The 24,448-nt window shown below is 48.4% G+C and carries 21 protein-coding genes, 1 other RNA gene, 1 pseudogene and 1 riboswitch; of the genes and pseudogenes, 6 read left to right on the top strand and 17 right to left on the bottom strand.

Going from position 1 to position 24,448, the window contains the following annotated elements; all coding sequences use genetic code 11:
- Window positions 1-12: 12 nt before the first annotated feature.
- The gene (locus ABR335_RS08940) at window positions 13-402 is read right to left on the bottom strand and encodes a MerR family transcriptional regulator (protein ID WP_179234422.1); all 390 of its coding nucleotides are present in this window, start codon (window positions 400-402) and stop codon (window positions 13-15) included.
- A gap of 92 nt (window positions 403-494) precedes the next feature.
- On the bottom strand, window positions 495-4,094 hold the full coding sequence (locus tag ABR335_RS08935) for a dynamin family protein (protein ID WP_350346124.1): 3,600 nt from the start codon (window positions 4,092-4,094) through the stop codon (window positions 495-497).
- 165 nt (window positions 4,095-4,259) lie between these two features.
- Between ABR335_RS08935 and ABR335_RS08930 the strand changes: the two genes are divergently transcribed.
- Window positions 4,260-4,463: a hypothetical protein gene (locus tag ABR335_RS08930; protein ID WP_014098209.1), complete on the top strand. Its 204-nt coding sequence runs from the start codon at window positions 4,260-4,262 to the stop codon at window positions 4,461-4,463.
- A gap of 124 nt (window positions 4,464-4,587) precedes the next feature.
- A pseudogene (locus ABR335_RS08925) lies at window positions 4,588-5,426 on the top strand (SPFH domain-containing protein).
- 46 nt (window positions 5,427-5,472) lie between these two features.
- On the opposite strand, the gene ABR335_RS08920 reads toward ABR335_RS08925, so the two are convergent.
- From ABR335_RS08920 to ABR335_RS08875, 10 genes are all read right to left on the bottom strand, one after another.
- Window positions 5,473-6,786: a nucleobase:cation symporter-2 family protein gene (locus ABR335_RS08920; protein WP_014098207.1), complete on the bottom strand. Its 1,314-nt coding sequence runs from the start codon at window positions 6,784-6,786 to the stop codon at window positions 5,473-5,475.
- Window positions 6,783-7,370, bottom strand: a complete 588-nt coding sequence (locus ABR335_RS08915) for a xanthine phosphoribosyltransferase (protein WP_014098206.1) — start codon at window positions 7,368-7,370, stop codon at window positions 6,783-6,785. The genes ABR335_RS08920 and ABR335_RS08915 overlap by 4 nt, the downstream gene beginning before the upstream one ends.
- Before the next feature lie 152 nt (window positions 7,371-7,522).
- Window positions 7,523-7,624, bottom strand: a riboswitch (purine riboswitch).
- Between the two features lie 292 nt (window positions 7,625-7,916).
- Entirely contained in the window at window positions 7,917-9,437 is a 1,521-nt protein-coding gene (locus ABR335_RS08910) for a carboxypeptidase M32 (protein ID WP_350346123.1), read from the bottom strand.
- A gap of 81 nt (window positions 9,438-9,518) precedes the next feature.
- Window positions 9,519-10,664, bottom strand: a complete 1,146-nt coding sequence (locus tag ABR335_RS08905) for a THUMP domain-containing class I SAM-dependent RNA methyltransferase (protein WP_035188103.1) — start codon at window positions 10,662-10,664, stop codon at window positions 9,519-9,521.
- Window positions 10,665-10,818: 154 nt separating this feature from the next.
- Window positions 10,819-11,210, bottom strand: an RNA gene (gene rnpB / locus ABR335_RS08900) — RNase P RNA component class B.
- A gap of 183 nt (window positions 11,211-11,393) precedes the next feature.
- Window positions 11,394-11,696 (bottom strand): cell division regulator GpsB, encoded by a 303-nt coding sequence (gene gpsB, locus ABR335_RS08895; protein WP_013859462.1) that lies wholly within the window; start codon window positions 11,694-11,696, stop codon window positions 11,394-11,396.
- Between the two features lie 80 nt (window positions 11,697-11,776).
- The gene (locus ABR335_RS08890) at window positions 11,777-12,328 is read right to left on the bottom strand and encodes a DUF1273 domain-containing protein (RefSeq protein ID WP_014098203.1); all 552 of its coding nucleotides are present in this window, start codon (window positions 12,326-12,328) and stop codon (window positions 11,777-11,779) included.
- Window positions 12,329-12,397: 69 nt separating this feature from the next.
- Window positions 12,398-12,649 carry a CotD family spore coat protein gene (locus tag ABR335_RS08885; RefSeq protein WP_014098202.1) on the bottom strand — a complete coding sequence of 84 codons (252 nt, stop codon included), beginning with the start codon at window positions 12,647-12,649 and terminating at the stop codon, window positions 12,398-12,400.
- 338 nt (window positions 12,650-12,987) lie between these two features.
- The gene (locus ABR335_RS08880; RefSeq protein ID WP_014098201.1) at window positions 12,988-14,286 is read right to left on the bottom strand and encodes a ribonuclease H-like domain-containing protein; all 1,299 of its coding nucleotides are present in this window, start codon (window positions 14,284-14,286) and stop codon (window positions 12,988-12,990) included.
- Complete coding sequence (locus tag ABR335_RS08875) at window positions 14,267-16,567, bottom strand: DEAD/DEAH box helicase (RefSeq protein WP_350346122.1); 2,301 nt, start codon at window positions 16,565-16,567, stop codon at window positions 14,267-14,269. The genes ABR335_RS08880 and ABR335_RS08875 overlap by 20 nt, the downstream gene beginning before the upstream one ends.
- A 149-nt stretch (window positions 16,568-16,716) precedes the next feature.
- On the opposite strand from ABR335_RS08875, the gene ABR335_RS08870 reads away from it, so the two are divergent.
- The gene (locus tag ABR335_RS08870) at window positions 16,717-17,160 is read left to right on the top strand and encodes an Hsp20/alpha crystallin family protein (protein ID WP_014098199.1); all 444 of its coding nucleotides are present in this window, start codon (window positions 16,717-16,719) and stop codon (window positions 17,158-17,160) included.
- A 65-nt stretch (window positions 17,161-17,225) separates the two neighbouring features.
- Here the strand turns inward: ABR335_RS08870 and ABR335_RS08865 are convergent, their stop codons facing one another.
- The 3 genes from ABR335_RS08865 to ABR335_RS08855 all read right to left on the bottom strand — a co-directional run bounded on the left by ABR335_RS08865 (window position 17,226) and on the right by ABR335_RS08855 (window position 18,461).
- Window positions 17,226-17,720, bottom strand: coding sequence for a YppG family protein (locus ABR335_RS08865; protein WP_350346121.1), 495 nt, complete (start codon window positions 17,718-17,720; stop codon window positions 17,226-17,228).
- 71 nt (window positions 17,721-17,791) lie between these two features.
- Window positions 17,792-18,154 carry a YppE family protein gene (locus ABR335_RS08860; protein WP_014098197.1) on the bottom strand — a complete coding sequence of 121 codons (363 nt, stop codon included), beginning with the start codon at window positions 18,152-18,154 and terminating at the stop codon, window positions 17,792-17,794.
- Between the two features lie 67 nt (window positions 18,155-18,221).
- Window positions 18,222-18,461, bottom strand: a complete 240-nt coding sequence (locus ABR335_RS08855) for a hypothetical protein (RefSeq protein ID WP_014098196.1) — start codon at window positions 18,459-18,461, stop codon at window positions 18,222-18,224.
- Window positions 18,462-18,724: 263 nt separating this feature from the next.
- On the opposite strand from ABR335_RS08855, the gene ABR335_RS08850 reads away from it, so the two are divergent.
- The 3 genes from ABR335_RS08850 to ABR335_RS08840 all read left to right on the top strand — a co-directional run bounded on the left by ABR335_RS08850 (window position 18,725) and on the right by ABR335_RS08840 (window position 22,451).
- Complete coding sequence (locus tag ABR335_RS08850; protein ID WP_014098195.1) at window positions 18,725-18,835, top strand: hypothetical protein; 111 nt, start codon at window positions 18,725-18,727, stop codon at window positions 18,833-18,835.
- Window positions 18,836-19,017: 182 nt separating this feature from the next.
- Window positions 19,018-19,623, top strand: a complete 606-nt coding sequence (gene recU, locus ABR335_RS08845; RefSeq protein ID WP_014098194.1) for a Holliday junction resolvase RecU — start codon at window positions 19,018-19,020, stop codon at window positions 19,621-19,623.
- Between the two features lie 92 nt (window positions 19,624-19,715).
- On the top strand, window positions 19,716-22,451 hold the full coding sequence (locus ABR335_RS08840; RefSeq protein WP_350346120.1) for a PBP1A family penicillin-binding protein: 2,736 nt from the start codon (window positions 19,716-19,718) through the stop codon (window positions 22,449-22,451).
- A gap of 87 nt (window positions 22,452-22,538) precedes the next feature.
- Here ABR335_RS08840 and nth read toward each other — a convergent pair whose 3' ends face one another.
- Together nth and ABR335_RS08830 are read right to left on the bottom strand one after the other, a co-directional pair.
- Window positions 22,539-23,198 (bottom strand): endonuclease III, encoded by a 660-nt coding sequence (gene nth, locus ABR335_RS08835; RefSeq protein WP_014098191.1) that lies wholly within the window; start codon window positions 23,196-23,198, stop codon window positions 22,539-22,541.
- A gap of 47 nt (window positions 23,199-23,245) precedes the next feature.
- Window positions 23,246-23,941: a DnaD domain-containing protein gene (locus tag ABR335_RS08830; RefSeq protein WP_014098190.1), complete on the bottom strand. Its 696-nt coding sequence runs from the start codon at window positions 23,939-23,941 to the stop codon at window positions 23,246-23,248.
- Window positions 23,942-24,448 lie beyond the last annotated feature (507 nt).

The raw sequence follows: 24,448 nt of genomic DNA, 5'->3' as shown, positions 1-24,448 counted from the left end.
TTTTCAACAATGTTAATGGAAAAACCGGGGCGCATCGGACAACCGCTGGCTCGGTCTTTGAAAACGGCCGGCCTGCAGCAGTTCCCGGCGAAGCCGTTTGCGGATTTCTTCATCCGTTACATGATTTTTGACGAGTACCGGCCCGGTTCCGCGGCGGTCGTTCATCAATAAGATTTTTTTGATGCCTGCAATATTGATCCCCTGATCCAGCAAATCTTTAATATCAAGAAGCCGGTCGACATCATTTAAAGAATAAAGGCGGCGATTGCCTTCCGTTCTTGCCGGTGTAATCAGCTCGTGTTCTTCATAATAGCGGATCTGCCGGGCCGATAAATCTGTTAGCTTCATAACGGTTCCGATCGGCAAAAGCGGCATCGAACGGCGGATTTCTTTTCGACCCATGTTATACGCTCCTTTTCTTTATATTTTTACTATATTCCATGTGAGTTTTTTTGTCAACAAAATGTTATATTTTCTCACATCATTTTTTATCCTCAGGAAGGCAAAACGAGTTTTTCGCGGATTTCCATCCATTCTGCCACGTTCACACTTTCTTCAAGGGCTTCAAGACGGGCATCGAACTGTTCGGCAATATCGAGTAAAGCTTCCGATTGCATTTTCGCAAACTCTTCCTCCAGCCATGAGCGGAACGAACCGGCAAGCTTTTCTCCTTGCACGTCAAGATACTGCTGCGCAAGCGGTTCAAACATCGCCTGCAGTTCTTCCTGCATGCCGGCTTTTCCCCCTTTTTCAAAAAAAGTGCGCGCATTTTTAAAATGGCGGAATGCCTTTTCAAACGGTTCCAAATCCGTTTCCGAAAAGGCCGCAGGAAAATCAGGCGTAGCGTGTGCGCCCGCTTCAAACGTGCTGACAGACAAATCAGGAAGCAAACGTTTCATCTCCCTGTTCCATTCCGCGCTTTGCAATGTGAATAATTTCCGGCAATGGGCTTCAAGCCTTACATTTGTCGCCCGCATCTCCTGCGCAAAATCATAGCCAACGAGTTCTGCAAGCTCTTGAAGGGCGCCCGGCAAATCTTTCGCTGCCTTCACCGTTGCCGGATTAAAAGCTTCCTTGAAAAAGTCGGCGAAGCGGTAGAAAACGCGCTGTTTTACGTAATAGAGCAGCTCCTTCTGCTCCTGCATGAAGCTGTCCGTGAAAAACGCCGGCTTTGTATTTTTCAAAATGGCTTCTGCCTCTTCCCGCCGTTTCCGGAGAAGTTCCCGTTTCGCTTTCTTTGTTTCAATCGATTCATTGGCATCGCGGATCACGGCATCCACCATGGCAAGGCCGCGTTCCAGCTCGTTTTGTGCAGACTGAAGCACCATATTCAGCAAATCATGGTCGAGAAATTGGCGGAAGCCCGCTTCAAATTCGGCCATTTTCGCTTCCTCCCGCCTGCCTGAAAGCGCAAGCAGGCTTGATACACCATAAAGGCGCGGATTGCGGATGCCGAAATGGAGCAGTTGACCCCTGACATAGTCCATCACTTCTTTATATTCTTCGCCGGACGAGGCAAGATCAATCGCATTGACAATAAAAAACATCTTATCCAGTTCAAATGCTTCTTTTACCCGCCCGAGCTGGATGAGAAATTCCCTGTCTGCGCGCGCGAAGGCATGGTTGTAGTATGTGACGAAGAAAACCGCATCCGAGTCTTTAATATATTCAAATGCTACGCCGGTATGCCGGGCATTGATCGAGTCGGCTCCGGGCGTATCGACAAGCGTAATGCCAAGTCTTGTGAACGGGCAATCATAAAACAAATCAATGGATTCAACAAAACAAGACTGGGTTTCATCGGCAACAAACCGGCGGAACGCTTCCATTCCGACATTCAAGTTCTGTCCGTCCCGCCCGTTAAAATCAGGGAAGCCTTTCGCAAAGGCACGCAAAAAAGATAAATGGACTTTTTCGTTTGCTTTGCCCGTTTCTTTTGCTTGTAAAGTTTCAATTTTTTCAAGCGCTTCTCCGAACGAACGGCAACTATGCCCGAAAACAGCGAGCGACTTGTTTACATCTTCCAGCATCTGCGCCTCCGTTTTCAGCTTTACGGCTGCTGTTTTATGCGGATGTGCCGCATCAGGCGGGCAGATCCTGCAAATGGCCGCTGTGGTGGGATTCGGTGAAACCGGCAGTACTTTTTCGCCGGCAAGCGCGTTTGCAAAAGACGATTTTCCCGCGCTGAACGCGCCGAACAGCGCAACGGTATAGCGGCGGTTTTTCAGGCGCCTGCTTTTGGTTCTGAGCGTTTCGGTATACCGCCCGAAACCGTGCTGGTGCTTAAGCAGCGTAATCGCCTGCTCTATTTTGGCAAGCACGGTTTCAGGCGGCAATGTGCCGGCTTGTTTTTCTGTCGGGCCCGGGCTTTCTAAAGCCTTGCCGGTTTCTTCAGGCTGTTTTGCATCCTTTTCCCCGCGATACACCCGGTAATGCGCCTTTTCACCCGCCCATTCTTTCTCTATTTCAGCCAGCAGCTGTTCCGGATGTGCGGCAGGCGCTTTCAATTCAGTCCGTTTTTCGGCAAGCTGCCTTTCTATTTTTTCGAGATTCCTGTAAGCCTCTGCCAGTTCTTTTGCCTGCACGGCCTTTTTCCGAACCATTTTAAGCTGTTCATCCGTTTCCAAGGCAGCCTGTTTCAGGACGAGCGCTTTCCAATCGTTCCAAGCCTCACGGGCGGCTCGTTTGATTTCATCCGAGACATTTTCGCAATAATGGAGGATATAGTCGCCTGTCAGCCGTGCACCCTCTTTTACCTGGGCGGCGAGCATTGCTTCGCTGAAATCTGCTTTAAGCATGCCGGCCTGTTGTTCCAGCATTTGCGCGCCAGCAAGATAGAGCGTTTTTAAAGCTTCTTGCGCCAGCGGGCGGAGATGCCAGTCGATTTGTGCTTCGGTATTGGCTTCGAGGGCGGCATAGAAATCATGGAGCCGCTGTTTTCTTGCTTCTTCGGTTTTTTTCTTCTTTGCAAAAAAACCGCCGGCATGGAAATCTTTTTGCATGCTTTCAAGATACGCCTTTGCTTTCTCTCTCGTTTCAAACGGCATTAAATAGGCGCCGTCCAGAAGCGTTTGAAGCTTTTGCCGCGTATCCTCATCCCAATTTTCAATGCGGGTAAGAAGCGCCCGTTCTTTTTCAAGCCACTCTTGTTCCGCTTCGTACGCTTCCGTTTTCCCGGTGCCCGAATATTTTGCAAGCACTTCCTCATATGCTGCTTTTTGCGGTGCGTACTGCGCTTCAAGCCAGTCGTCATGCTCTTTTTCCAAGACGCTTAAGGATGCTTCAACAGACCGTTCCAGTCGGGCGGATTTTTCGGAAACGGCGTGGTCAATGAGCGCTTTCAGCCGGCCAAATTCATTATCGGGATGATCCGGGTCTTTTAAAGAGGTGTAAAAAATGCCGCCCGGCTGGACATGCCAGGATGCAAATGCATTTTCAACCCCCCGCCGGAATGCGGAAAACGGCAGCTCTTCGCTCTGGTGCTTGTCAATCTGGTTAATAATTAAATAAAGTTCAAGCCCGTGATCGAGCAGTTCTTTTGTAAAGGTAAAATTGAGTTCCGACTGGACATGGTTGTAATCCATCACATAAAAGACAAGATCCGCCATATAAATAGCCGATTCCGTGGCAATCCGGTGCGCATCGTTGGTTGAATCGACACCCGGCGTATCCATCACCGTCAATCCCGCCGGCAAATCGGAATCGGGCTTAGTGATTTCAATTTCCTGGACATGCCCTTTTTTGCAATAATTTTTGACAACTTCAAAATCATACGGCGCGTGAAAAATCAAAGGGGCTTCCCCTTTTTCATAAACGATGGCACAGTCTTCCGTCCCCTTTTCAATTTTGACAAGATTGGCGCTCGTCGGAATCGGGCTTGACGGAAGAACACGGCTGCCTAAAAGCGCGTTAATCATGGTGGACTTGCCGGCTGAAAAATGCCCGCAAAACGCGATATGAAAGTCTTCGCGGCGGACTTTTTTCAGCAGGTTTTTCGCTTTTTCCACCCTTTGTTCATCCCCGTTTTGCCGGAAATGTTCAATTAAGCTTAAAATCCGTGTTGTGTTTTTGCTTTTTTCCTGTAGTTTGGCCATCACTTTACTCCCCATTGTGTGTTGATAGCTCTATTTTAACGAATTTTTCATCGTATTCATACTATATTAGACTCATTTTTTCCCTTGCCTGGGCGAATGCCGCGGGCCGCGGATAATTTTCCGGAAAAAAACCTATAATATGGCTGTATCAGGAGGTGACCGCAGATGGGATTATTTCGTTCCCTTTCTGCCTGGCAGTCCGCAAGACGTGAAAAATACATATCCACGATGCAGGAACAAAACAAATGTCCGGATTGCGGCGGGCGCGGTTTTATCATGCCGGCCGCATACGAATACGCTTATCCGTTTGACTGTTCCGGATGCAACGGAACGGGCTCCTTTCAGGAATGGCAGTCAAACCGGCAGTAGCCGCCACACTTCGGCGGCTTTTTGTTTTGTTAAAATAGTACGGGATTTTCCCCGCCTCAGCGTGACGGCAATATGCCGGCATGTTATGATGAAGTGAAGAGAAATTAAAAGAGGTGGGGATAAGATGTCCGAAAAGAAAGCCTGGCACATAAACGGTTTTCTCGGGATTTTAGCGATTGTCGTTTTCGCGCTTCTAGGTTTGTTTTTCCTTTTTGCCGTCAATTTTTTTGCCGGTATTGTCCTGCTTGCCATAAGCGTCCTGCTTGTCTCGGGAATTTGTGTCATCCAACCGAATCAGGCGCTGGTTGTCACTTTTTTCGGCCGCTATGTAGGCGCGATCCGGGAAAGCGGCTTTTACGTAACGATCCCGCTCAGTGTAAGGCGGCGCGTTTCGTTGCGGGTAAGGAATTTTAACAGCGCCAAATTAAAAGTGAATGACGTGGACGGAAATCCGATTGAAATTGCGGCAGTCATCGTGTTCCGTGTAGTGGATGCTGCAAAAGCCGTGTTTAATGTGGAGGACTACGAGGAATTTGTTGAGATTCAAAGCGAAACGGCGCTCCGCCATGTTGCCACAAAATACCCTTATGACAGCGCGGAGGAAGAAGGAATTTCACTGCGCGGAAACGGGGAGGAAGTCTCCAAACATTTAAAAGAGGAACTCCAGCCGCGCCTTGACGTTGCCGGCGTGGAAATTATGGAAGCGCGCCTCACGCACCTTGCCTACTCTACAGAAATTGCCAGCGTCATGCTGCAGCGCCAGCAAGCTTCCGCCATTCTTGCCGCCCGGAAAAAAATCGTGGAAGGGGCAGTCGGCATGCCCAGATGGCGATTGCGCAACTGGAAAAAGACGGCTTTGAACTGGACGAAGAGCGGAAAATGGTGATGATCAACAATCTGATGGTTTCGATTGTATCCGACCGGGCCGCACAGCCGGTCATCAATACCGGCGATTTAAATTAACCCGAAAAAAGCTGAACCGGATTCCGGTTCAGCTTTTTTCATGCTGTCAGGATGCCTGTGTCCCGACTTTTTTCACCTTTGCTTTTGCCGCTTGTTTATTCGGAAGGATATGGAAAAAAAGATTCAGCACAATCGCCGTCACACTGCCTGCGACAATCCCACTTTGCGTAAGGAGCTGGATATTCGATGGCAAACCTTTGAAAATATCCGGTACCACCGTGACGCCAAGGCCAATCCCGATTGAACAGGCAATGATAAACAAGTTTTCGTTATTGGCGAAATCGACTTTGCTTAGCATTTTGATGCCTGACGCAATGACCATCCCGAACATCGCAATCATCGCCCCGCCGAGTACGGAAGATGGAATAATCGTCGTTAGGGCGCCTAATTTCGGAATCAGCCCAAAAAGGAGCAAAAAGGAGCCGACAAGTACCATCACGTTTTTCGATTTCACGCCCGAAAGCTGGATGAGGCCGACGTTTTGAGAAAAAGCGGTGTACGGGAAAGCATTAAATAATCCGCCAAGCATGACGGCAAGACCTTCAGCCCGATAACCCCTCGCAAGGTCATCTTCATGGAGCGGCTGTTTGGTGATCCCGCTTAAAGCGAAGTAAACACCGGAAGACTCCACAAGACTGACGAGCGCCACAAGGATCATCGTGATACAAGCGCTCCACTCAAAAGTCGGCATGCCGAAATAAAACGGCTGCACGATATGCACCCATGAGGCTTCCGCAACCGGGGCAAAGCTGACCTTTCCGAACAATGCAGCCGCGACGGTGCCGATTGCCAGCCCGATTAAAATCGAGATCGAACGGATAAACCCTTTTGCAAACCGCTGCAAAAGGACAATAATGAGCAAAGTGCCGAATGAAAGAGCAATATTGGTCAGGGAGCCGAAATCTTTGCTTCCGTCTCCGCCCGCCATATCTTTCATGGCAACCGGAATAAGCGTCACGCCGATAATCGTGACAACCGACCCAGTTACAACTGGCGGGAAAAAGCGGGCCAGCTTGCTGAAAAATTTGCTGATCAAAATGACAAACAGCCCTGATACGAGAATGGCGCCGTACACAGCTGAAACGCCGTACTGCTTGCCGATTGCGATCATCGGCCCAACAGCGGTAAAGGTGCAGCCGAGCACAATCGGAAGCCCGATGCCGAAAAACCGGTTTTTCCAGATTTGCAGCAGTGTCGCAAGGCCGGACATGAAAATATCAACGGAAACAAGATACGTCAGCTGCCTGCTGTTCATCCCCAGGGAACTGCCGGTAATAATCGGCACAATGACAGCACCCGCATACATCGCCAAAACGTGCTGGATCGCCAGTACGGTCATTTTCGTTTTTTCCGGTTTCATTTGGCATGCGCCTCCTCTTGAAATGTGACCGTACCGTTTTCAAGCGACCGGATGGATGCGAGCGACTCCACGCGGATGCCCCGGTCGCGCAGCCTTTTTCCGCCCGGCTGGAATGCTTTTTCAATCACAATGCCGATGCCGCAAAGTTCAGCCCCCGCCTGGTCTATTATATCGATCAGCCCTTCTGCTGCCTGGCCGTTTGCGAGAAAATCATCGACGATAAGCACCCGGTCAGCTTGATTTAAAAAAGCGCGCGAAACGGAAATGATATGGTTTGTTTGTTTTGTAAATGAATGAACGGAAGCTTCATATACGTCCGCGTCCTGCGTGAACGGTTTTCTTTTCCGGGCAAAAACCATCGGAACGTTTAATTCAAGTGCTGTCATTAATGCGGGCGAAATACCAGAAGATTCGAGCGTCAAAATTTTGGTTACACCATCCTGCTTAAACAGCCCGGCAAATGTTTCCCCGATCTGTTTCATAAGGACAGGATCGACCTGATGATTTAAAAAAGCGTCCACTTTCAGCACCTCGTCCGAAAGCACGATGCCATCTTTTCTAATTTTTTCTTGTAAAGCTTTCAATGTTTTTCCTCCTCTTTGCCTTCGCTGCATTGATCTTGATTGAAACATGCGGCCTTCAGAAAAAAAGCCCAAAGGCCGCTGCACCCACAAAAAATGGAGTAAGCAACGCCTTTGAGCTTTTTCATGTGCAAAAAGGAAAAGGAACATCCACAACGTTCCCATTGCCCACCCATAGTCAGGCCGTTTACGGCAGCCTGGTAGAAACTTGCGGGCCATATTCCCGCGATTATATGAGTGAATGCGTTCAGTTTTTATAATAAAAGTATAAGGGTATCTTTCCGGCATGTAAAGACGAAATTTCCGAACGGCGGATTTTCCGTCTTTCTTTTTGTTCGCGTTTGGCAAAATGCAGGCAACATCCGCCGAAAATTTTACAGAAAAGTCGGCGGGCAACATGGATAGAAAAACCGGAATATCCACCGTTTTTTCCATCGTTACAATTGCCTGTGTTAGGCTACGCACACCGGATCTGCAGCATACGCAGGTTTCCGGTTTTCTTTCTGAAACCGGCGGCTGCCGCACTGTTTGTTAGCCGAAAGTTCTATCTTAATCTTTGATCCGGTATACATCGGTATATTTTTCGGTTAAGTAATCAATCAAGTATTTCGGGTTGAGCGCTTCACCAGTGGCATCGCGCAAAATATCGGCAGGTTTTTTCAATTTGCCGAACCGGTGAACATGCGCCGTGAGCCATTCTCGGACCGGCTCCAGATTGCCCGATTCCACAAGCTTGTCAAAATCTGGAAGCGATTTTAACATCGCATGTTTGAACTGGGCGGCGTACATCAGGCCGAGCGCATAAGACGGAAAATAGCCGAAATCCCCGCCGGCCCAATGCACATCTTGGAGGACGCCTTCCCCGTCATGTGCCGGCCGGATGCCAAGATAGTCCTCATATTTCGCATTCCAGATTTCCGGGAGGTCCCCGATTTCGATTTCATCATTGAGGAGCGCTTTTTCAATTTCATACCGCACCATAATATGAAGCGGATACGTCAGCATATCGGCTTCAATCCGGATCAGGGATGGTTTCGCCTCGTTCACTGCACGGTAAAATGCTTCAAGCGGCACGTCATCAAACTGCCCGGATGCAAACTGTTTCAAAAGCGGATAATTTTTCTTCCAGAACGGAAAAGAACGGCCGATGATGTTTTCAAAAAACAGGGATTGTGATTCGTGTATCCCCATTGACGCGCCTTCTGCAAGCGGCGTACCCGACAGATCTTTTGAAATATGCTGCTCATACAAAGCGTGCCCGCCTTCATGCATGACACCGAACACATCGACGCGCCAGTCGTTTTCATTATAACGTGTCGTAATCCGCACATCCCCCTGGTTGATGCCGGTTGCAAACGGATGCACCGTTTCATCCAGCCGTCCCGCCTCAAAGTCAAAGCCCATTTGCTTTAGTATTTCAAGCGTAAACGCTTTTTGCTTTTCTTTCGGGAATGGGTGAAAAAGAAATGCCGTATCCGGTTTTTCTTCCGACATACTGATTTTCTGGACAAGCGGCACAATCGCATCTTTCACTTGTTCGAATACACGGTCGAGTACATCGACCGTCATGCCCGGTTCATACAGATCGAGCAGGGGATTATACGGATGGCCTTCATACCCCCAGTAGCGGACAAATTTCTTTTTGAATGCCACGATTTGTTCGAGATAAGGCTTGAACAAGGAGAAGTCTGCTTTTTCCTTTGCTTCTTCCCAAACATTTTCCGCTTTCGAGACGAGCACCGTATAAGCCTGGTATTCGTCAGGCGGGATTTTTTTGCTGCGTTCGTATGTTTTCCGGCATTCTTCCAATGTACCGGCTGTCCGTTCCGGCAATTGCTGCCGATGCGGCAAAAGCTTCTCCAAAAATTCGGCCATTTCTTTTGAAGTTTGCATGTCAAAGACTTCACCCGATAAAATGCCGATCACTTCCGCGCGCTGCCCGACGCCTTTTTTCGGCGCGCCGGTCCGCAAATCCCAGTATATGAGGGCGAGCGCTTCTTCATAAGCTTTGATTTTTTTGACATATGTCAAAAAGTCCTGCTCCAGTTTTTCAATCGACTCTGTTCCCATCATCATGCCTCCCGTCAAATCACTTGCACGTCCATCTTATCATGTTTCACGCGGCGCACAAACGATAACCATTCGGCTTGCTTAGTTTTCTGTTTTCCGCGGCGGGCGCGGTCCCCAAAACTGGTACAGATCGGTTTTGATCGACCCGTTATAAAGCTTTCTCTTTTTCGTCGCTTTTTTGCCGTATGCGCGTTCAAACTGTTCGTCCGACGTCAAAATATAAACTGACCATGTGTCAAGCTTGGCAAATGCCCGGCCCATCTCCCGGTACATGTTTTCCACTTCCGTCCGTTCACCGATTCTCTCACCGTACGGCGGATTGCCCACAATCGTGCCGTATGCTTCCTGCGCCGTAAAATCGGCCACCTGCATCTGTTTAAACGTGACGATGCCGCCAAGTCCTGCCTCATTGGCATTTTGCCGTGCGATTTCAACCATCCCGGGGTCGATATCTGAACCGGATATATCAAGCGGCTGGTCGTACCGGGCGAGATCTTCCGCTTCTTCGCGCGCTTTTTCAAAGACGGTCTCACTCATCCACGGCCATGTTTCGCATAAAAAATCGCGGTTAAAACCCGGTGCAATATTTTGCCCGATGAGCGCAGCTTCGATCGGAATCGTGCCGGAGCCGGAAAACGGATCGCGAAACGGCCGGTCCGGGTGCCAGTTTGTCAGCCGGATCAGCGCGGCGGCAAGCGTTTCTTTGATCGGCGCCGGCCCTTGCGCCGCGCGGTAGCCGCGTTTATGCAGCCCGGCCCCGCTTGTATCGATCGTAATCGTGGCCACGTCTTTCAATAACGCCACTTCAATTTTAAAAAGCGGGCCGTTTTCTTCAAACCAGCTCGTTCCTTTATAGCGGGACTTTAGCCGTTCAACGATTGCTTTTTTGACGATCCCCTGGCAGTCCGGGACACTGAATAGCTTTGACTTGACCGATTTTCCGGTGACGGGGAACTCGGCATCGCGCGGCAGAAAATCCTCCCAGGGAACCGCTTTTGTCCCTTCAAACAGTTCATCGAAAGTTTCCGCCTTAAATTCAGCGGCTTTGATTTTGACGCGGTCCGCGCACCTCAGCCAAAGATTGGCACGGGCAATCGCCGATTCATCCCCGGCAAATTCGATTTTCCCGTTTTCCACCGTACAGTCGTAGCCGAGTGCGCGCACTTCTTTTGCTACAAGCGCCTCGATCCCCATTGCGCTTGTCGCGATCAATTGAAAGTCAGACATTTTCCCACCATCTCTCGTCTAATATTTCTTATTGTATGGCATGCCGTACCAAATAACACGTTTTAAAAAATTATGTATAAAAAAGGCCGGGCGCCTGCTGTATATCAAAATACCGCAGCGCCGGCCCGATTCTTCCGATTCAGCCAGAATAACGTTCTGTAAGCCATGTTCTGTGCCTTTGTACTGCAAACGATGTGGCGTCATCTCGTACGAAGGCGGTAATCATCTATCTACAAGCAATACGCTTGTCTCTTTCCTCGTTCATTTCCTCAGAAAGAGTGCCTCTACCATGATTTGAGTTGCTCACTTGCGGGGTTTACCTCGTTCCACCTTTACGGTTTCCCGTAAAGCTTCGTCACTGTGGCACTTTCAAGGGTACTCCGCCATGCCGTTAAAGGTTTAGGCGTTTTCCCTGCCGTCAGCCTTGAATCAAGGCTGCCCTGGCTTATGAATTCGCCAGGCACAAACACTACGGGCATCTCAGCACCGTGCGAGCATGGACTTTCCTCAACAGCCGTTTTCAGGCTGCAGCGATTACCCGAACGTTATTCACAACGCTTATCTATTATATAAAAAGAAACCGGGACTTGCAAGCTGTAATTTTTAACGGATGTGTCAATTTCTTCCCCCTGCATTGCCATACCGGGTTCGGGCAAGCGATTGTCTGTTTTTTTATGCCGCTTCCCCGTGCCCTTTTCCACAGAAAAATTTCACACATTTTTTAGCCGGCTATTCATTTAATTTGTTGCCGAAAACATGTTTTTCAAGATTGGACAGCCGTTTTAAAATATCGAAATTCGTTGTCCCGGTCATTTGCTGTACAGGCTGCCGTTTTGCCAGTTCTTCCGCCTGCTTTTTGAGCCGGAGGTTTTCCTGCTGGAGCTCCTCAATCGTCTGATTAAACGTTTCATAATCTTTTATGATCAGATCCAAAAATTTGTCTACTTCTTCCTGCCGGTAGCCTCTGACAGCCGTTTTAAACTCTTTTTCCAAAATGTCTTTCGCCGTCAATTTAATTTGATCCGATAACATGTTTGCACCACCTTACATCTCCCAGACATAATTTCATTTTTTCAAAAACCTTTTTATTTGTCAATTGTACCACAGCTTGCCTAAAAATCTGTCTGTTCTTCTTCTATTATTGCCTGTAAATCGTAAAAGTCAATGATGCGGATGTCATACGGATGCGATTCGCTGAACTTTTTTGCAGCTTCGAACAAGTATTTCGGAGACCCTTCGCGTTCTTCGTCATACACAATCATCAGGCAGTCGCTTTTATGTAAGAAAATCCGGTTTTTATTGCGGAACTGCTGCGGGCTTTCGTACGGCCTTTTCGAGATGGCGGCAACAAAATCGGCCTGGGAAAGCACCATCTCGTAGTATGCTTTTTGTTCGTCTTTCCACTTTTCTTCCTGCCCTTCAAATGGCATTAACACAGCGAGTTTAAGTTCCGGGTATTCCGCTTGTAGATCAAAAACGGTTTCAGCGGCCCAAAGTTCGGTGCCCTGCTGCCCGGAAATGAGGACCCATTCGTACCCTTCATCGAGCAATTCCACTAACCGCCTTCTGATGGCCGTTTGGATATAGCGAATACCCGGGTGGTCCGTCCCGAATATCCCCAGTTCATACGGTTTATAACCTGTAATGGCGACAACTTTTCCCAATGCATTTCGCTCCTCGTTTTTTGTATTCCTAAAAGCAGGACGGCAAGGTTTGCCCTTGCCGTCCATTTGTCAGCAGCACTTCGGCCCGTGCGGTTTGACTGGATCAAAAAAGTTGCTGACCGTTCCCGGATCGGTTTGATTGACGTACGATTCCGTGTGCGGAAAGTAGTTTTGCTGATGAAATACATGGTGATTCACATGGGTTGTATGCGTCGGGAAAACATGCGGCACGATGACATCCTGGACGGTGTGCGTAACGCAGCATTTTGTCGGATGCACAACAGCCGGCATGATCCGCGGCGGGCAATGGTGGTGAAACATGTTCCGATCTCCTTTCATCATCAGACGTCTTTTTTCTTACACTACTAACCTATGACTCGGAAAGGGAACATGTACTAAGGAAAAAACCCAATTTGCCGTTTTAATCCACAACTCCCTCTCCCACGTCGCCCGGTGCATCGTTTTTCGACCTCTTTAACAATTCATTTTGATCAAAAACCATTTTAACGGGACTTTTGGCGGACTGCAATAAAAATGGCGGAAATCGACAAAGGACGCGCATTTTTCTCTGATCCAAAAGAAACCGACAAATCCCAACAAGGGGCGTTTCAAAATCCCGAATTCCCCGTCGAATCATGCGCTTGCCCAGGAAATAGCGGTTAAAAACCGGTTCTTTTCCCGGACATTTCCTTGCTGAAAGAGGATCTCGCCGGGATTTGGGCTTTCCGGTACAACCGTAAAAGGCGTTTTTCCGTTTCCAAACAGCATTTTTTCCATTTCCCTGAACCGAACTTGCCGTACTTTTGATAAATTTCCAGTCCCTTTTCGGCATAGCGGACGGCTTGCAAAAGGTCTTTTTTCTTGTGTTCATACAGTTTGGAAAGCTCAATGCACGCTTCGGCTCTGATCGTATCCGGCGCATTTTCGGCTAATTCAGCCCAAAGCATTCCGGCTTTCCTGTATGCTTTTTGTTTTTTATACTGGAAGGCCAGACGGTGTTTGGCAGCCAGATCATTTTCGCCGGCGGCCGCTTCAAAACTTTTCACGGCGGCATCATCTTCGCCGATATATTCAAACCATTTCCCGATAAGCCGTTTTTCCTTTGCCGTCTGGTTTGGGTCGGTCTCAAGAATTTGAAACGTAAGGTGGGTATACAAAGAAATAAGCGATAAAATGTCCTCTTCGTTATGGCGGATGACGCCAAGCAGGCCTTCCGGATTTTTGCGCTCAACGAAATCAAAATAAATCATCGGCGCCAAATATCCCGGAATATCCTCCTCGCGTTCCACTCCCAGAATTTCACGCTCCACATTCGCTAATTTCACGGACCCAAGTTCATCTTTCCACAGCCTTTTTGCCGCGTGGTACAAGTCAAAATGGCCAAATTCAGGCAGACGCGGCACGTGGTCGCGGATAAGCGTATGGCGCGTCTTTACCTGGGGCCAGTCAAACGCCTTCCCGTTATATGTAACGAGCGCAGTGTAATCGATATTTTCCAGGAAACTGTAGTAAAGCGGCACTTCAAGCCCCGGTTCCGGAAGAATATGCTGTTTTAAAATGACATTTTCTTCGGTAAAGGAAGCATATCCGAGCAAAAAAATCGTGTTGCCCGCCCCTCCCCCGAGGCCGGTCGTTTCGGTATCGAAAAAAAACAAATCAAACGGGCTGTAGCCTTTGGCGGATAAAGGGTGCCGGACCGGCTTTTGCTGCCACAGTTTGACGGCATCAAAATAGTCGCGAAAAGCATATTTGCCGTGCTTTGTTTCAAGCGGGTAGCGGACTTCACGGATGAGGCAGTACTCGCCATCCAAATCATACAGCGAAGCGCCCGCCTTTTCCCACATTTCAAAGAAAGGAACAGAATCGGTCTGGGATGCTTCCACCCGTTCGGCAGGCTCAGGCTGGTCTCTCACGATATGGTTTTTCATCCGGTTTAATTTATCTTTTAATCCCGGCATGTTGCGCCCCTCCTTTGATCGCCCCGAGCCAGAAATCAAACAGCCGGACGGCGGCCTGTTTTGCGCCCGCGGCAGCCGTTTCTGCGCCCGTACAGGAAGGGCACCCGTCTTCGCAAGGGCAGTTTACAACCATCGCTCTTGCAGATTTCAAAATTTCCCTAGCCCCGCCATAGATTTTTTCACTCAGGCCGATGCCGCCCGGATACCGGTCATACAAAAAGATTGTTGGCTTTTCGTCATGGATCGCTTTCACCTGGGGCACGGCCTGGATATCATGGGCATCACACATGGCAAAAAGCGGCGCAATCGACTGGAGTGCGTGCGCAGCGCCGGTAAGCGCGCCTTCCAGCAAATGTTTTGGCACCGCATCTTCCCCCATGGAAAACCAAACGGCATTCGTGTGCAGTTCCATTTCCGGAAGGTGGATCGGCCCCGAGCCAATGTTTTCATGCGTGTTAAATTTAATTTTTTTGAAAATCGTCGGCATCGCCCGGACCATCACATCCCCATAGCCGATGATGGCATCCTGCAAAACGGTCTTTCGGTCTTGTTCCAGCACTTTCAGCTCCACCGCCAGATTGGCATCCGTGTAATAATCAACAGCGACTTCACGGACAAATGCCTTTTTCTCTTCCCAGTCCAGCTTTTCAACCTGATACTGCACCGCCTGATGCAAATAAATCGCCTCTTCATGGAGCAATGTCATCGCGCTGAACTGGTCCATTTCACCGATCACGCGCACATCCGGCGCATGGGTCATATCGATAATGACGACATTTTCCTGCGACGCGGAACGAAGGCTGATATTGTGGGCCGGAAAAGCATCATTCATCCAGTACCAGGCATCCCCGCGCCGGTGGAGAATCCGTTCATCCGCTAAAAACTCGAGCACGTCCTCGATTTCAACGTTGCCAAACGTTTCCCCTTTTTTAAACGGTAGTTCGTATGCAGCGCATTTGACATGGTCCACTAAAATGACAAGATTATCGGGGTTGATGCGCGCTGTCTCCGGGGACCGGTTGAAAAAGAAGCCCGGATTACGGATGATGTACTGGTCAAGCGGGCTTGAGCCGGCAACAAGGATGACGAGCGATTCCCCCTGCCTTCTTCCTGCGCGCCCGGCCTGCTGCCAGGCGCTCGCAATTGTGCCCGGATAGCCGGTCATAATACAGACCTGGAGCTGGCCGATATCGACACCGAGCTCGAGGGCGTTCGTGCTGACAATCCCGTATATGTCCCCATTTCTTAATCCCTGCTCGATTTTCCGCCGCTCCGTTGGAAGATATCCTCCCCTGTAGCCCATGATCGACTTTTCCCCGAGTTCATCTTTTACGAGTTCCTGCAAGTATTTTAAGATGATTTCGACGCGCACACGACTTCTTGCAAAAACAATCGTCTGGATTTTGTTTTTCAAAAGTTCCCCTGCAATTTTCCGGACTTCAAGCGTGGCGCTTCTCCGGATGTTCAACGGCTTATTCACAAGCGGCGGGTTGTAAAAAAGAAAATGCTTCGTTCCACTTGGCGCGCCGTTTTGGTCAATCAGTTCCATTTTTTTGCCGATTAGCTTTTCCGCCAGCTCTTTCGGGTTTTGGATCGTCGCGGACGTGCAAATAAAAACCGGATCGCTCCCGTAATAACGGCAAATCCGCTTTAATCTGCGCAACACATTGGCGACATGGCTGCCGAACACACCGCGGTATATATGCAGTTCGTCGATCACCACAAATCTTAGATTTTCAAAAAACGACACCCATTTTGTATGGTGGGGCAAAATGGCGGAATGCAGCATATCCGGATTGGTAATGACGATATGGCCGGCTTTGCGAACGCGCTGCCGGATATTTGAAGGCGTGTCCCCGTCATATGTATAACTGTTTACCGGCACGCCGGCTTCTTCAATGATTTCGTTTATTTCACTTTTCTGGTCCTGCGCGAGCGCTTTTGTCGGAAACATATAGAGCGCGCGTGCATCTGGGTTTTGAAGGATGGTCTCGAGCACAGGCAGATTATAACAAAGCGTTTTGCCTGATGCAGTCGGGGTAACGGCCGTAAAATCTTTTCCTGCCATGGCAAGCTGATATGCCTCTGCCTGGTGGGTATACAATGACGAAATTCCTCTTTTTTCGAGTGCCGAAAGCACAGCCGGTGTGATGCTGCCAGGAAAAGGCACCGTTACAGCCGGCTTTCCTTCAATCGTATGCCAATGGACAATCCGTTCCTGGAAAGAACGGTCCATCTGCAACTGCTCCAATATTTCCTGCAAATTCTTTTTTCTGAACATCTTTCCTCACCCCGCTATCTATTATATCGAATAGACGTTCGTTTTAAAAGCATTCTTTCACATTTTCCGCTTGGTTTTCATATTATACAGCGAAAGAGTGCTGTGCAACCATTCATTTTCTTTATCATCAATAAGAAAGGAGCCTGCCGATGTCCAATTTATCCGGCCCGGATGAAAAGCATCCTTTTTACGGGCTGATGCAAGCGATGGACCAATTTTTTCAGGAAAAACCGGTCAAACATTTTTTTGAGAATCTCGATGAATTTTTTTCTTTTGATACGATCCCGGTCCGCCTTGAAGAAAAAGATGAAGCTTATGTACTGACAGCCAAACTGCCCGGGTATGAAAAAGGCCAGATTGAGATTGAAGTTTATGATCAATATCTCACCATTAGCGCCAGGCATGAGGAAGCCGTTTCAAGTTTGGATGAAACGAAAAAAGCTTACGAAAAGAAAAGCGCATTCCGCCGGATAAGCCGGACGGTGCCCCTGCCGCCACTGGTGGACGGGGATCAGATTCAGGCAAAATTTGAAAACGGGCTGCTTGTGATTTTGATGCCGAAAGGAAAGAAAAAAAAGCTGAGGATTGAATAAGAGGCCGGGAGCGTCCCGGTTTTTTCCGTTTTTTGTCCCTTTTTTAAGCAAAACGGCCCGGAAGCCTATTTTGTAAACAGGCCCCCGAGCCCTTTGACCATCGATGATACTTGATTAATCGCATTGATCATCTGTCCGGCAGTATTGACCATTTTATTAAAATCAATGGAGCCATCCTGGGATTTGAAGGAATTCAAAAAAGATCCCCCCATTTGCGGCGGCTTTGGCGGAACAGGCTGATGCGGGTACGGATGGCCGAACCCTGCCGCACCGTGCTGGGTGTTTGGCTTTTCAGCTGCCTCGAGCGGGTTTCCGAACAAATGCATGGCAGCTTCTTCCCCGGCATGCTGGCCGCTTTGTCCGTGCATATGCCAGGCCTGACCGTACCCGCCCGGATGCTGGCCGTACGGATACGGCGCTGGGGGGTATCCATAAACATGCGGGGAATGCTGCCCGGGATATGGAAATTGCGGGTAATACGGACCGGCCCCCGGCATTACAGGATACCGTCCTATGTTTCTTGTGCGCCGGCTGATGTAAGGATCTTGAAAAACGCGCATTGCCATCGCCTCCTGCCTGCTTCACCAATAATGTATGTGGCATCTGGCAATTGGTGATGTGTCCATATCCTTTACGATTTCTCCAATGCTTCCTGCAAGCATTGGAGAATATATTTCACCGACTGAAAATGGTCGAGCATCATTTTGCGGCTCGATGACGGGTAAAAAGCACGCACCGCAACCATTTGCAAATTTTCGGCCGTATGTTCAAGCTGGGACGGAAAAAGATGCGCCGGCCTCCGGGCTTCCACCCATGCTTTTGCGGCCGGGAGCCACCTGTCAATGGCATCCTGCAACGTATCGCAAAAAGGCTTGACTTCGCTGAAAAAATCCTTTTCCACCCCTGTTTCCTTTACTTCCTGGTACAGGTCGTAAAGCTCAAGCGTGTACGCAATCAGCTGCTCGTTTAACGCTTGTAATTGCCCTTCTTCCATTTCTGTTCACCCTTCTAACCGGATATTCTCCCTTCGCCGGGTTTTTTTACGGGAGACTTCTTTCATTTTAGGAAGTTTTTTTGTTTTCATCAATCCGCAAGCTTTCCGCCCTGTATGTTTTTCTGAATGCTTCCGCCCTTTTTTCCAAATGATCCAGCTTCATTTCTGCTTTTTTCAAATGGTACCACTGCTTTATCGACTGCTTTCTTGCTTCCTTCTCCGCCTTATGCCGGATCTCTGTCCCAATATTTTCGAGTGCCTCTTCCATTTTTTCCAGCCCGTTTAAAAATGCGGCTTTCGGTATCATTTGTTTTCCCCCTTGAATTTCATCATGCCTATTCATTCTCTGCCAGGCGGCCCGGTCCCTTCATGCCTGACAAAACTAGAAGCAATTCGGCAAAGAAAACGGGTTTCTTCATTTTGCGTTTTCTTTCGACAGCGTGCCTCCATTTTGGGCGCATTTTTCCCGGCTGCGCCAACTTTCGTGCCGGCATGTATGCAAAAGGCGGAACTGCAAACAATAAATATGCCGGAAAATCCGGTGACACCAATTTCAGGAGGTGGGTTTCCATGAAAACGAATGACAACAAAGCACAACAACAGAAAAAAGCACGGGAACAGAAAGGGTCTTTGGCAAAAGGAGATAAGAAGCTGAACGGCCCTGACCGCCCTTCCACCTAATGAAAGCAAAAAGCAAGGAAATGTTTCCTTGCTTTTTGTTTTGCCTGTTTTTAGCGAAAAAAACCGGGCAGGCCGGTTCCTTGTCCCCCGCCGGCGCAAAAGGGGCCGAAAGACTGTTTTTTTTATTACATATTCTTTGTCTGTTCTGCTATGATATAATTTAGCTTATGAGGTGAGGGAACATGGAATTGCGTTATCCAAACGGAAAAAAGTATAAAGGGAAAAAAAACAAAGCCGGACGGAAAAATGCGAACCAAATTTTATACGGCAACCGCGGGATGACACTGGAAGAGGATCTGAATGAAACCAATGCTTATTATTTGCAGGAAGGCATTGCCGTTATCCATAAAAAACCGACCCCGATCCAGATTGTCCAGGTCGATTATCAGTCACGGAGCACAGCCGTCATTAAAGAAGCCTATTTTAAACAGCCGTCCACAACCGATTACAACGGGGTGATGAACGGTAAATATATAGACTTTGAAGCAAAGGAAACGCAAAACCATACTTCTTTTCCGCTTCATAACTTCCATGAGCATCAAATCAGCCATATGAAACAGGTGGTGGCGCAAGGCGGAATTTGCTTTGTCATTCTCCGTTTTGCGAAGGAAGAAGAAATTTTTTTGCTGGAATCCCGCCATTTATTTTTTTATTGGGATAGAATGCTTGCCGGAGGGAGAAAATCGATAAAAAAAGAAGAAATTGAAGAAAACGGGCACCCTATACCGGTTGGATACCGGCCGAGAATTGATTACATCGCCGTTTTAAAACAATTGTATGCTTTATAGTTGTTGCCCGGCCGGATGATTGACGGATCCGGCAACAATATGTTTTGAATCTAAATCGGCTTTTTCAGATTTAGAAGAAAGGAATGCTGAGCATGGCAGAAAAATACCAATCCCGCGAAGAACGCCGGAAACAAATGCAGGCAAATCAACATAAAAAGAAGAGGAAAAAACCGAAAAACAAATTTTTAACATTTATAAATCGGCTCATTCTTGTCTGCTTTCTTGTCGGGCTGGCCGGAGTCATTGCGGGAATCAGCACTTTTGCGTATTACGCAAGCAGCTCCCCAAAACTGACGAAGAAGCAGTTATCCGACCCGATTCCATCGGTGATTAAGGATAAAAGCAACAAAACAGTCGCAACGCTCGGGGCACAGAACCGGAAATATATTGATTATGAAGAGCTTCCAAAACAGATGGAAAACGCGATTCTTTCGACGGAAGACGCACGGTTCTATCATCACCACGGGATCGACCCGATTCGGCTCGGGGGTGCGGTGGTCGCAAACTTTACCAAAGGGTTCGGATCCGAGGGGGCGAGCACCCTCACCCAGCAGGTCGTTTCCATGGCATTAAATAATAAAAACGAAAAAACATTAAAGCGGAAGGCCCAGGAAGCGTGGCTAGCGATCCAGCTTGAGCGGAAATATACAAAGCATGAAATCCTTGAAATGTATGTCAATAAAGTCTATATGTCAGACGGTGTCTTCGGCTTTGAGACAGCCGCTGAACATTATTATGGCAAATCTTTAAGCAAATTATCACTGCCGGAAATTGCCGTACTGGCCGGCATGCCGCAAAGCCCGAATAATTATAATCCGTTTGACCATCCGGATCTGACGAAGAAAAGAAGGGACATTGTCCTGTCAATGATGTACAAAAACAATAAAATTACAAAGGCAGAAATGGAAAAAGCGCAGGCCACCCCGGTTTCGGCCGGACTGGTCAAAGAAAAAGAGCGGAATACAAACGCGAACAAATATCCTGCCTTTGTCAATGAAGTCATTAAGGAAGTGCAGAAACTCGGGAACTATAATGTGTATGCCGATGGTTTAACCATTTATACAACCCTGGATTCTTCCGCACAACAATATACGGAAAAAATCTTAAACACCAATTCGATCATCAATTATCCGGATAAAAAAATGCAGGCCGGCATTGCCCTGATCGATACGAAAACAGGCGAAATCCGTGCGCTCGGCGGCGGGCGCAATATGAAACTTGACCGCGGCTTCAACTATGCCGTTGATACGAAGCGTTCGCCGGGATCAACGATCAAACCGATTCTTGACTACGGGCCGGCGATTGAGTACTTGCACTGGTCAACCGGGCACCAATTGAACGATGTGGCAACCACTTATTCGGACGGAACGCCGATTAATGACTGGGATAACCGGTTCCTTGGCAAGATGAGCATGCGCAAGGCACTGTATTTATCACGGAATATTCCTGCCTATGAAACGTATAAAGAAGTCGGCAAGGAAAGGGCCATCCGTTTTGCAAAAAAACTCGGCCTTGATTTAAACAGCAAAGAAATCGTTGAATCTTCATCCATCGGCGGAGGGGTGCAAGTTTCACCGCTGCAGATGGCTTCCGCTTACGCCGCATTCGGCAATGAAGGCATATACAACAAGCCGCATGCCATCCGGAAAATTGTCCTGCGTGACGGGGTCACGGAAATCAAACCGCATGTCCAGTCCAAAATCGCCATGAGTGATTTTACGGCTTATATGATTACGGACGTGCTGAAAGATGTGCTGACAAAAGGCACCGGGACAACCGCCCATATTCCAGGATTGCCTGCCGCCGGTAAAACGGGCACAACGAATTTTGATAAAGATGAGCTGGCAAAATACGGGATTTTGAGTTCTTCTGTGCGGGATTCCTGGTTTGCGGGCTACACGACAAGATATTCGTTAGCTGTATGGACCGGATACGAAAGCGAGAAAGGCAAAAAATATGGCGTCACAAGGCCGTATCAAACGGTCGCGCAGCAAATTTACCGCCACTTGATGCGCTATGTATCGGAAGGCAAAGAAACGCCTGACTTTACGATGCCGAAAAGTGTCGTCAGAATGGGAAGCGAATTGTATATCCGCGGCCATATCGATACAGCGATTGATAAAAAATCCGTTACCCAGGATGCGCCGGCAAATGTTCACGCAGCGTATGATGCAAACAGCAAAAAAATTACGGTTACCTGGGATTATGAAGGATCAGGTGCAACCTTTAACGTCTCCGGCACAATAAACGGCAGCGCGGCGTCATTCGGTTCGACTTCAGGAAAATCGATCACCGTTGCCAATCCGAAAGCGGGCGCAACGTATGTCTTCAATGTCACCGCCACGGTAAATGGCGTGAAAAGCAAAGCGGCATCCGCCAGTGTAACGGTTCCGGGGGATAGCACGGACACGAAGGCGGATGATAACCAAAACAAGCAACCGGAAGACAATGCCCAAAAACAACCGGATGCAAACAATTCAAATACGAATAGCAATACCGGCACTGACACCAATCAGTCCGGCGAAAACAAAGACAACACCGGCTCAGACAAGGGAACAAACAGCGGCAATTCAAACGGCACCGGCTCGGAAAACAGCGGAAACGGCAACAGCAACAAAGATAACAACAACGGTCCAGGAAACAGTTCAGGCACTGGCCCTTCAAGCGGAAATGACAGACCGGCAAACAATGGAGCAGGCACTCATGGCAAGGGAAACAGCGGTTCAAACGGAAACCAAGGGACCAATACGAACGGCGGGAACAGTTCCAATAAAGACGAAAACAGTTCGGGCAACACGTCCGCAAATAACAATACCGGTTCTGAATAAAAAAGCACGTGATTGATGGCTTCCTGTGCTCCCGCCGGTTCGCACCAAAAAAGCATGGAGAATCAGTTCTCCATGCTTTTTGTATTGTTATTTCTTGTTCTCTTTCTGCTTCATCCGTTTCTTCCCTTCCCTGCACAGGTCAAGAAGCGGGCAGATTTCACATTGCGGGCGCTGGGCCTTACAATGGTAGCGGCCGAAGAAGATCATCCGGTGGTGCGTGATCGACCATTCTTCTTTCGGCACTTTTTTCATTAAGGTTTGTTCCACTTCCAATACACTGTCTTTGTAGCGGCAAAAACCGAGCCGTTTGCTTACTCTCTCCACATGGGTATCGACAGCAATGGCCGGAATGCCAAAAGCAACCGACAGGACAACGTTTGCCGTTTTTCTGCCGACGCCGGGCAGTTTCATTAGTTCTTCACGTGTTTGCGGCACTTCCCGCCCGTATTCCTCGATGAGCATCCGACAAAGTTTTTGGATGTTTTTTGCTTTGTTGCGGTATAGGCCGATCGACCGGATGTCCTGCTGCAGTTCTTCAAGCGGCACGGCAATATAATCATCCGGCGTTTTATACTTTTGAAACAGATTTTTTGTCACTTTATTGACGAGCGCATCGGTGCACTGGGCGGATAATGTTACCGCGATCAGCAGCTCAAAAGGATTTGAATGATTCAATTCACAGCGGGCATCCGGAAACATTTCCCCCATTGTCTCAAGGCAATGCCGGATTTGTTTTTTTGTCAGCATTTCTCAAACTCCTGTAACTAGTTTACATAAAATTATTATTGTCACCTTTATTGTTCGAGCCAGTTATAAAACGGCACCGGATTGGTCGTTTTCGGTTTTTCTGTTTGCGGTTTTGACGATTTACGGAAATTCCTTCCATATTCACGTGCTTCATCCACCGTCCGGATTCCGTTCTTTTTCCATTCAAACAAAATGCGGTCTATGTAGCGGAAATTCAGTTTGCCGGAGATGACGGCTTCGCGCAGGGCGGCTTTGATCAGATCAGGGGATTGCCCGTCCTGGTCAATCCACATCGCCAATGTTTCGCATTCGAGCGGCGACAGCGGCCTGCCAAACTCCTGTTCAAACGTGGTGTATAAATCGGTTTCTTCGTTTACGCTTTTTTCAAGCTCGTCCTGTTTTTTCTCATAGATAAATTCATCGGCGAGTTTCGCCCACAGCGGCATGATCGAATATTTTTCATACAGGATGCCACCTTCCCCTTCCCCTTCTTCAATGGACAAAAACTGATGCTGGATTAGACGCCGCAAAATCGAAACGCACATACTTTCCGGAATGGTAAGCCTGCCTGCCAGATCTTCAGGCGTCGGAAACGCATTTCCCTCTTTTAAAAAAGAATAAACTTGCAGCAAAAGCACAAGTTCCGTTTCATTCAGGCCAAGCTGTTTGTATTTTTTCAATAAGAGCTGGGGGACGGTCAATATCCCTTCTTCCCACCAGGCAAGCAAAAGATCTTTATCCATGTTGGACACCTCAATGTAAGTATAGCAGTTTAAAAACGGCAAGGGAATTGAAAAAAACATCTGAAAAGAAAAACGGCTGCACACCGTCAATGCAGCCGTTTTTTCAGTGCGCCGTGCATGGCGATTCGCTAGGCGGTGTAAGTCCGCTATGGGGGTAGGTAGCGACCAACCATTAGCCAAGAGCAAGGGTGTCCATCGTGAGATGGAATCTGAAGGAAGCTGGAGGCAAAATTCTGACCCGAGGAACACGAACATCATTAGGCGTACTCTCACAGGGTAAGGCTGCTGAACAAGTCAAAGCCCAAAAGCTATCCGGATGTGGAAACGTAAATGGTGCGGGTACATGGAATGAAAGCAAATCACCTTACCACGGGAGGTCTCACGGACAGGTGGAAACAGAGTATGAAACCTGGTTGAAACAAGATTTGCCGTGAGAAGTCAGCAGAAGCCATAGTACGGAGATGCCTGGAGCATCGAAGGAAGGGCTGAACTAAAGGAAGTGGAAGT

Source organism: Heyndrickxia faecalis (genome assembly GCF_040267745.1).
Taxonomy (GTDB): Bacteria; Bacillota; Bacilli; order Bacillales; family Bacillaceae_C; genus Weizmannia; species Weizmannia faecalis.
This window is presented reverse-complemented; position numbering and strand designations above follow the sequence as displayed.

Bases quoted from the DNA above. Each gene is read 5' to 3' on its own strand.
- ABR335_RS08840 (WP_350346120.1), top strand. From the start codon at position 19,716: ATGGCAGAAAAATACCAATCCCGCGAAGAACGCCGGAAACAAATGCAG.
- gpsB (WP_013859462.1), bottom strand. From the start codon at position 11,696: ATGTTATCGGATCAAATTAAATTGACGGCGAAAGACATTTTGGAAAAA.
- ABR335_RS08860 (WP_014098197.1), bottom strand. From the start codon at position 18,154: ATGGAAGAAGGGCAATTACAAGCGTTAAACGAGCAGCTGATTGCGTAC.
- ABR335_RS08910 (WP_350346123.1), bottom strand. From the start codon at position 9,437: ATGGGAACAGAGTCGATTGAAAAACTGGAGCAGGACTTTTTGACATAT.
- ABR335_RS08920 (WP_014098207.1), bottom strand. From the start codon at position 6,786: ATGAAACCGGAAAAAACGAAAATGACCGTACTGGCGATCCAGCACGTT.
- ABR335_RS08850 (WP_014098195.1), top strand. From the start codon at position 18,725: ATGAAAACGAATGACAACAAAGCACAACAACAGAAAAAAGCACGGGAA.
- ABR335_RS08940 (WP_179234422.1), bottom strand. From the start codon at position 402: ATGGGTCGAAAAGAAATCCGCCGTTCGATGCCGCTTTTGCCGATCGGA.
- ABR335_RS08870 (WP_014098199.1), top strand. From the start codon at position 16,717: ATGTCCAATTTATCCGGCCCGGATGAAAAGCATCCTTTTTACGGGCTG.
- recU (WP_014098194.1), top strand. From the start codon at position 19,018: ATGGAATTGCGTTATCCAAACGGAAAAAAGTATAAAGGGAAAAAAAAC.
- ABR335_RS08830 (WP_014098190.1), bottom strand. From the start codon at position 23,941: ATGGATAAAGATCTTTTGCTTGCCTGGTGGGAAGAAGGGATATTGACC.
- ABR335_RS08905 (WP_035188103.1), bottom strand. From the start codon at position 10,664: ATGTCTGACTTTCAATTGATCGCGACAAGCGCAATGGGGATCGAGGCG.
- ABR335_RS08935 (WP_350346124.1), bottom strand. From the start codon at position 4,094: ATGGCCAAACTACAGGAAAAAAGCAAAAACACAACACGGATTTTAAGC.
- nth (WP_014098191.1), bottom strand. From the start codon at position 23,198: ATGCTGACAAAAAAACAAATCCGGCATTGCCTTGAGACAATGGGGGAA.
- ABR335_RS08855 (WP_014098196.1), bottom strand. From the start codon at position 18,461: ATGATACCGAAAGCCGCATTTTTAAACGGGCTGGAAAAAATGGAAGAG.
- ABR335_RS08930 (WP_014098209.1), top strand. From the start codon at position 4,260: ATGGGATTATTTCGTTCCCTTTCTGCCTGGCAGTCCGCAAGACGTGAA.
- ABR335_RS08880 (WP_014098201.1), bottom strand. From the start codon at position 14,286: ATGCCGGGATTAAAAGATAAATTAAACCGGATGAAAAACCATATCGTG.
- ABR335_RS08865 (WP_350346121.1), bottom strand. From the start codon at position 17,720: ATGCGCGTTTTTCAAGATCCTTACATCAGCCGGCGCACAAGAAACATA.
- ABR335_RS08875 (WP_350346122.1), bottom strand. From the start codon at position 16,567: ATGTTCAGAAAAAAGAATTTGCAGGAAATATTGGAGCAGTTGCAGATG.
- ABR335_RS08885 (WP_014098202.1), bottom strand. From the start codon at position 12,649: ATGTTTCACCACCATTGCCCGCCGCGGATCATGCCGGCTGTTGTGCAT.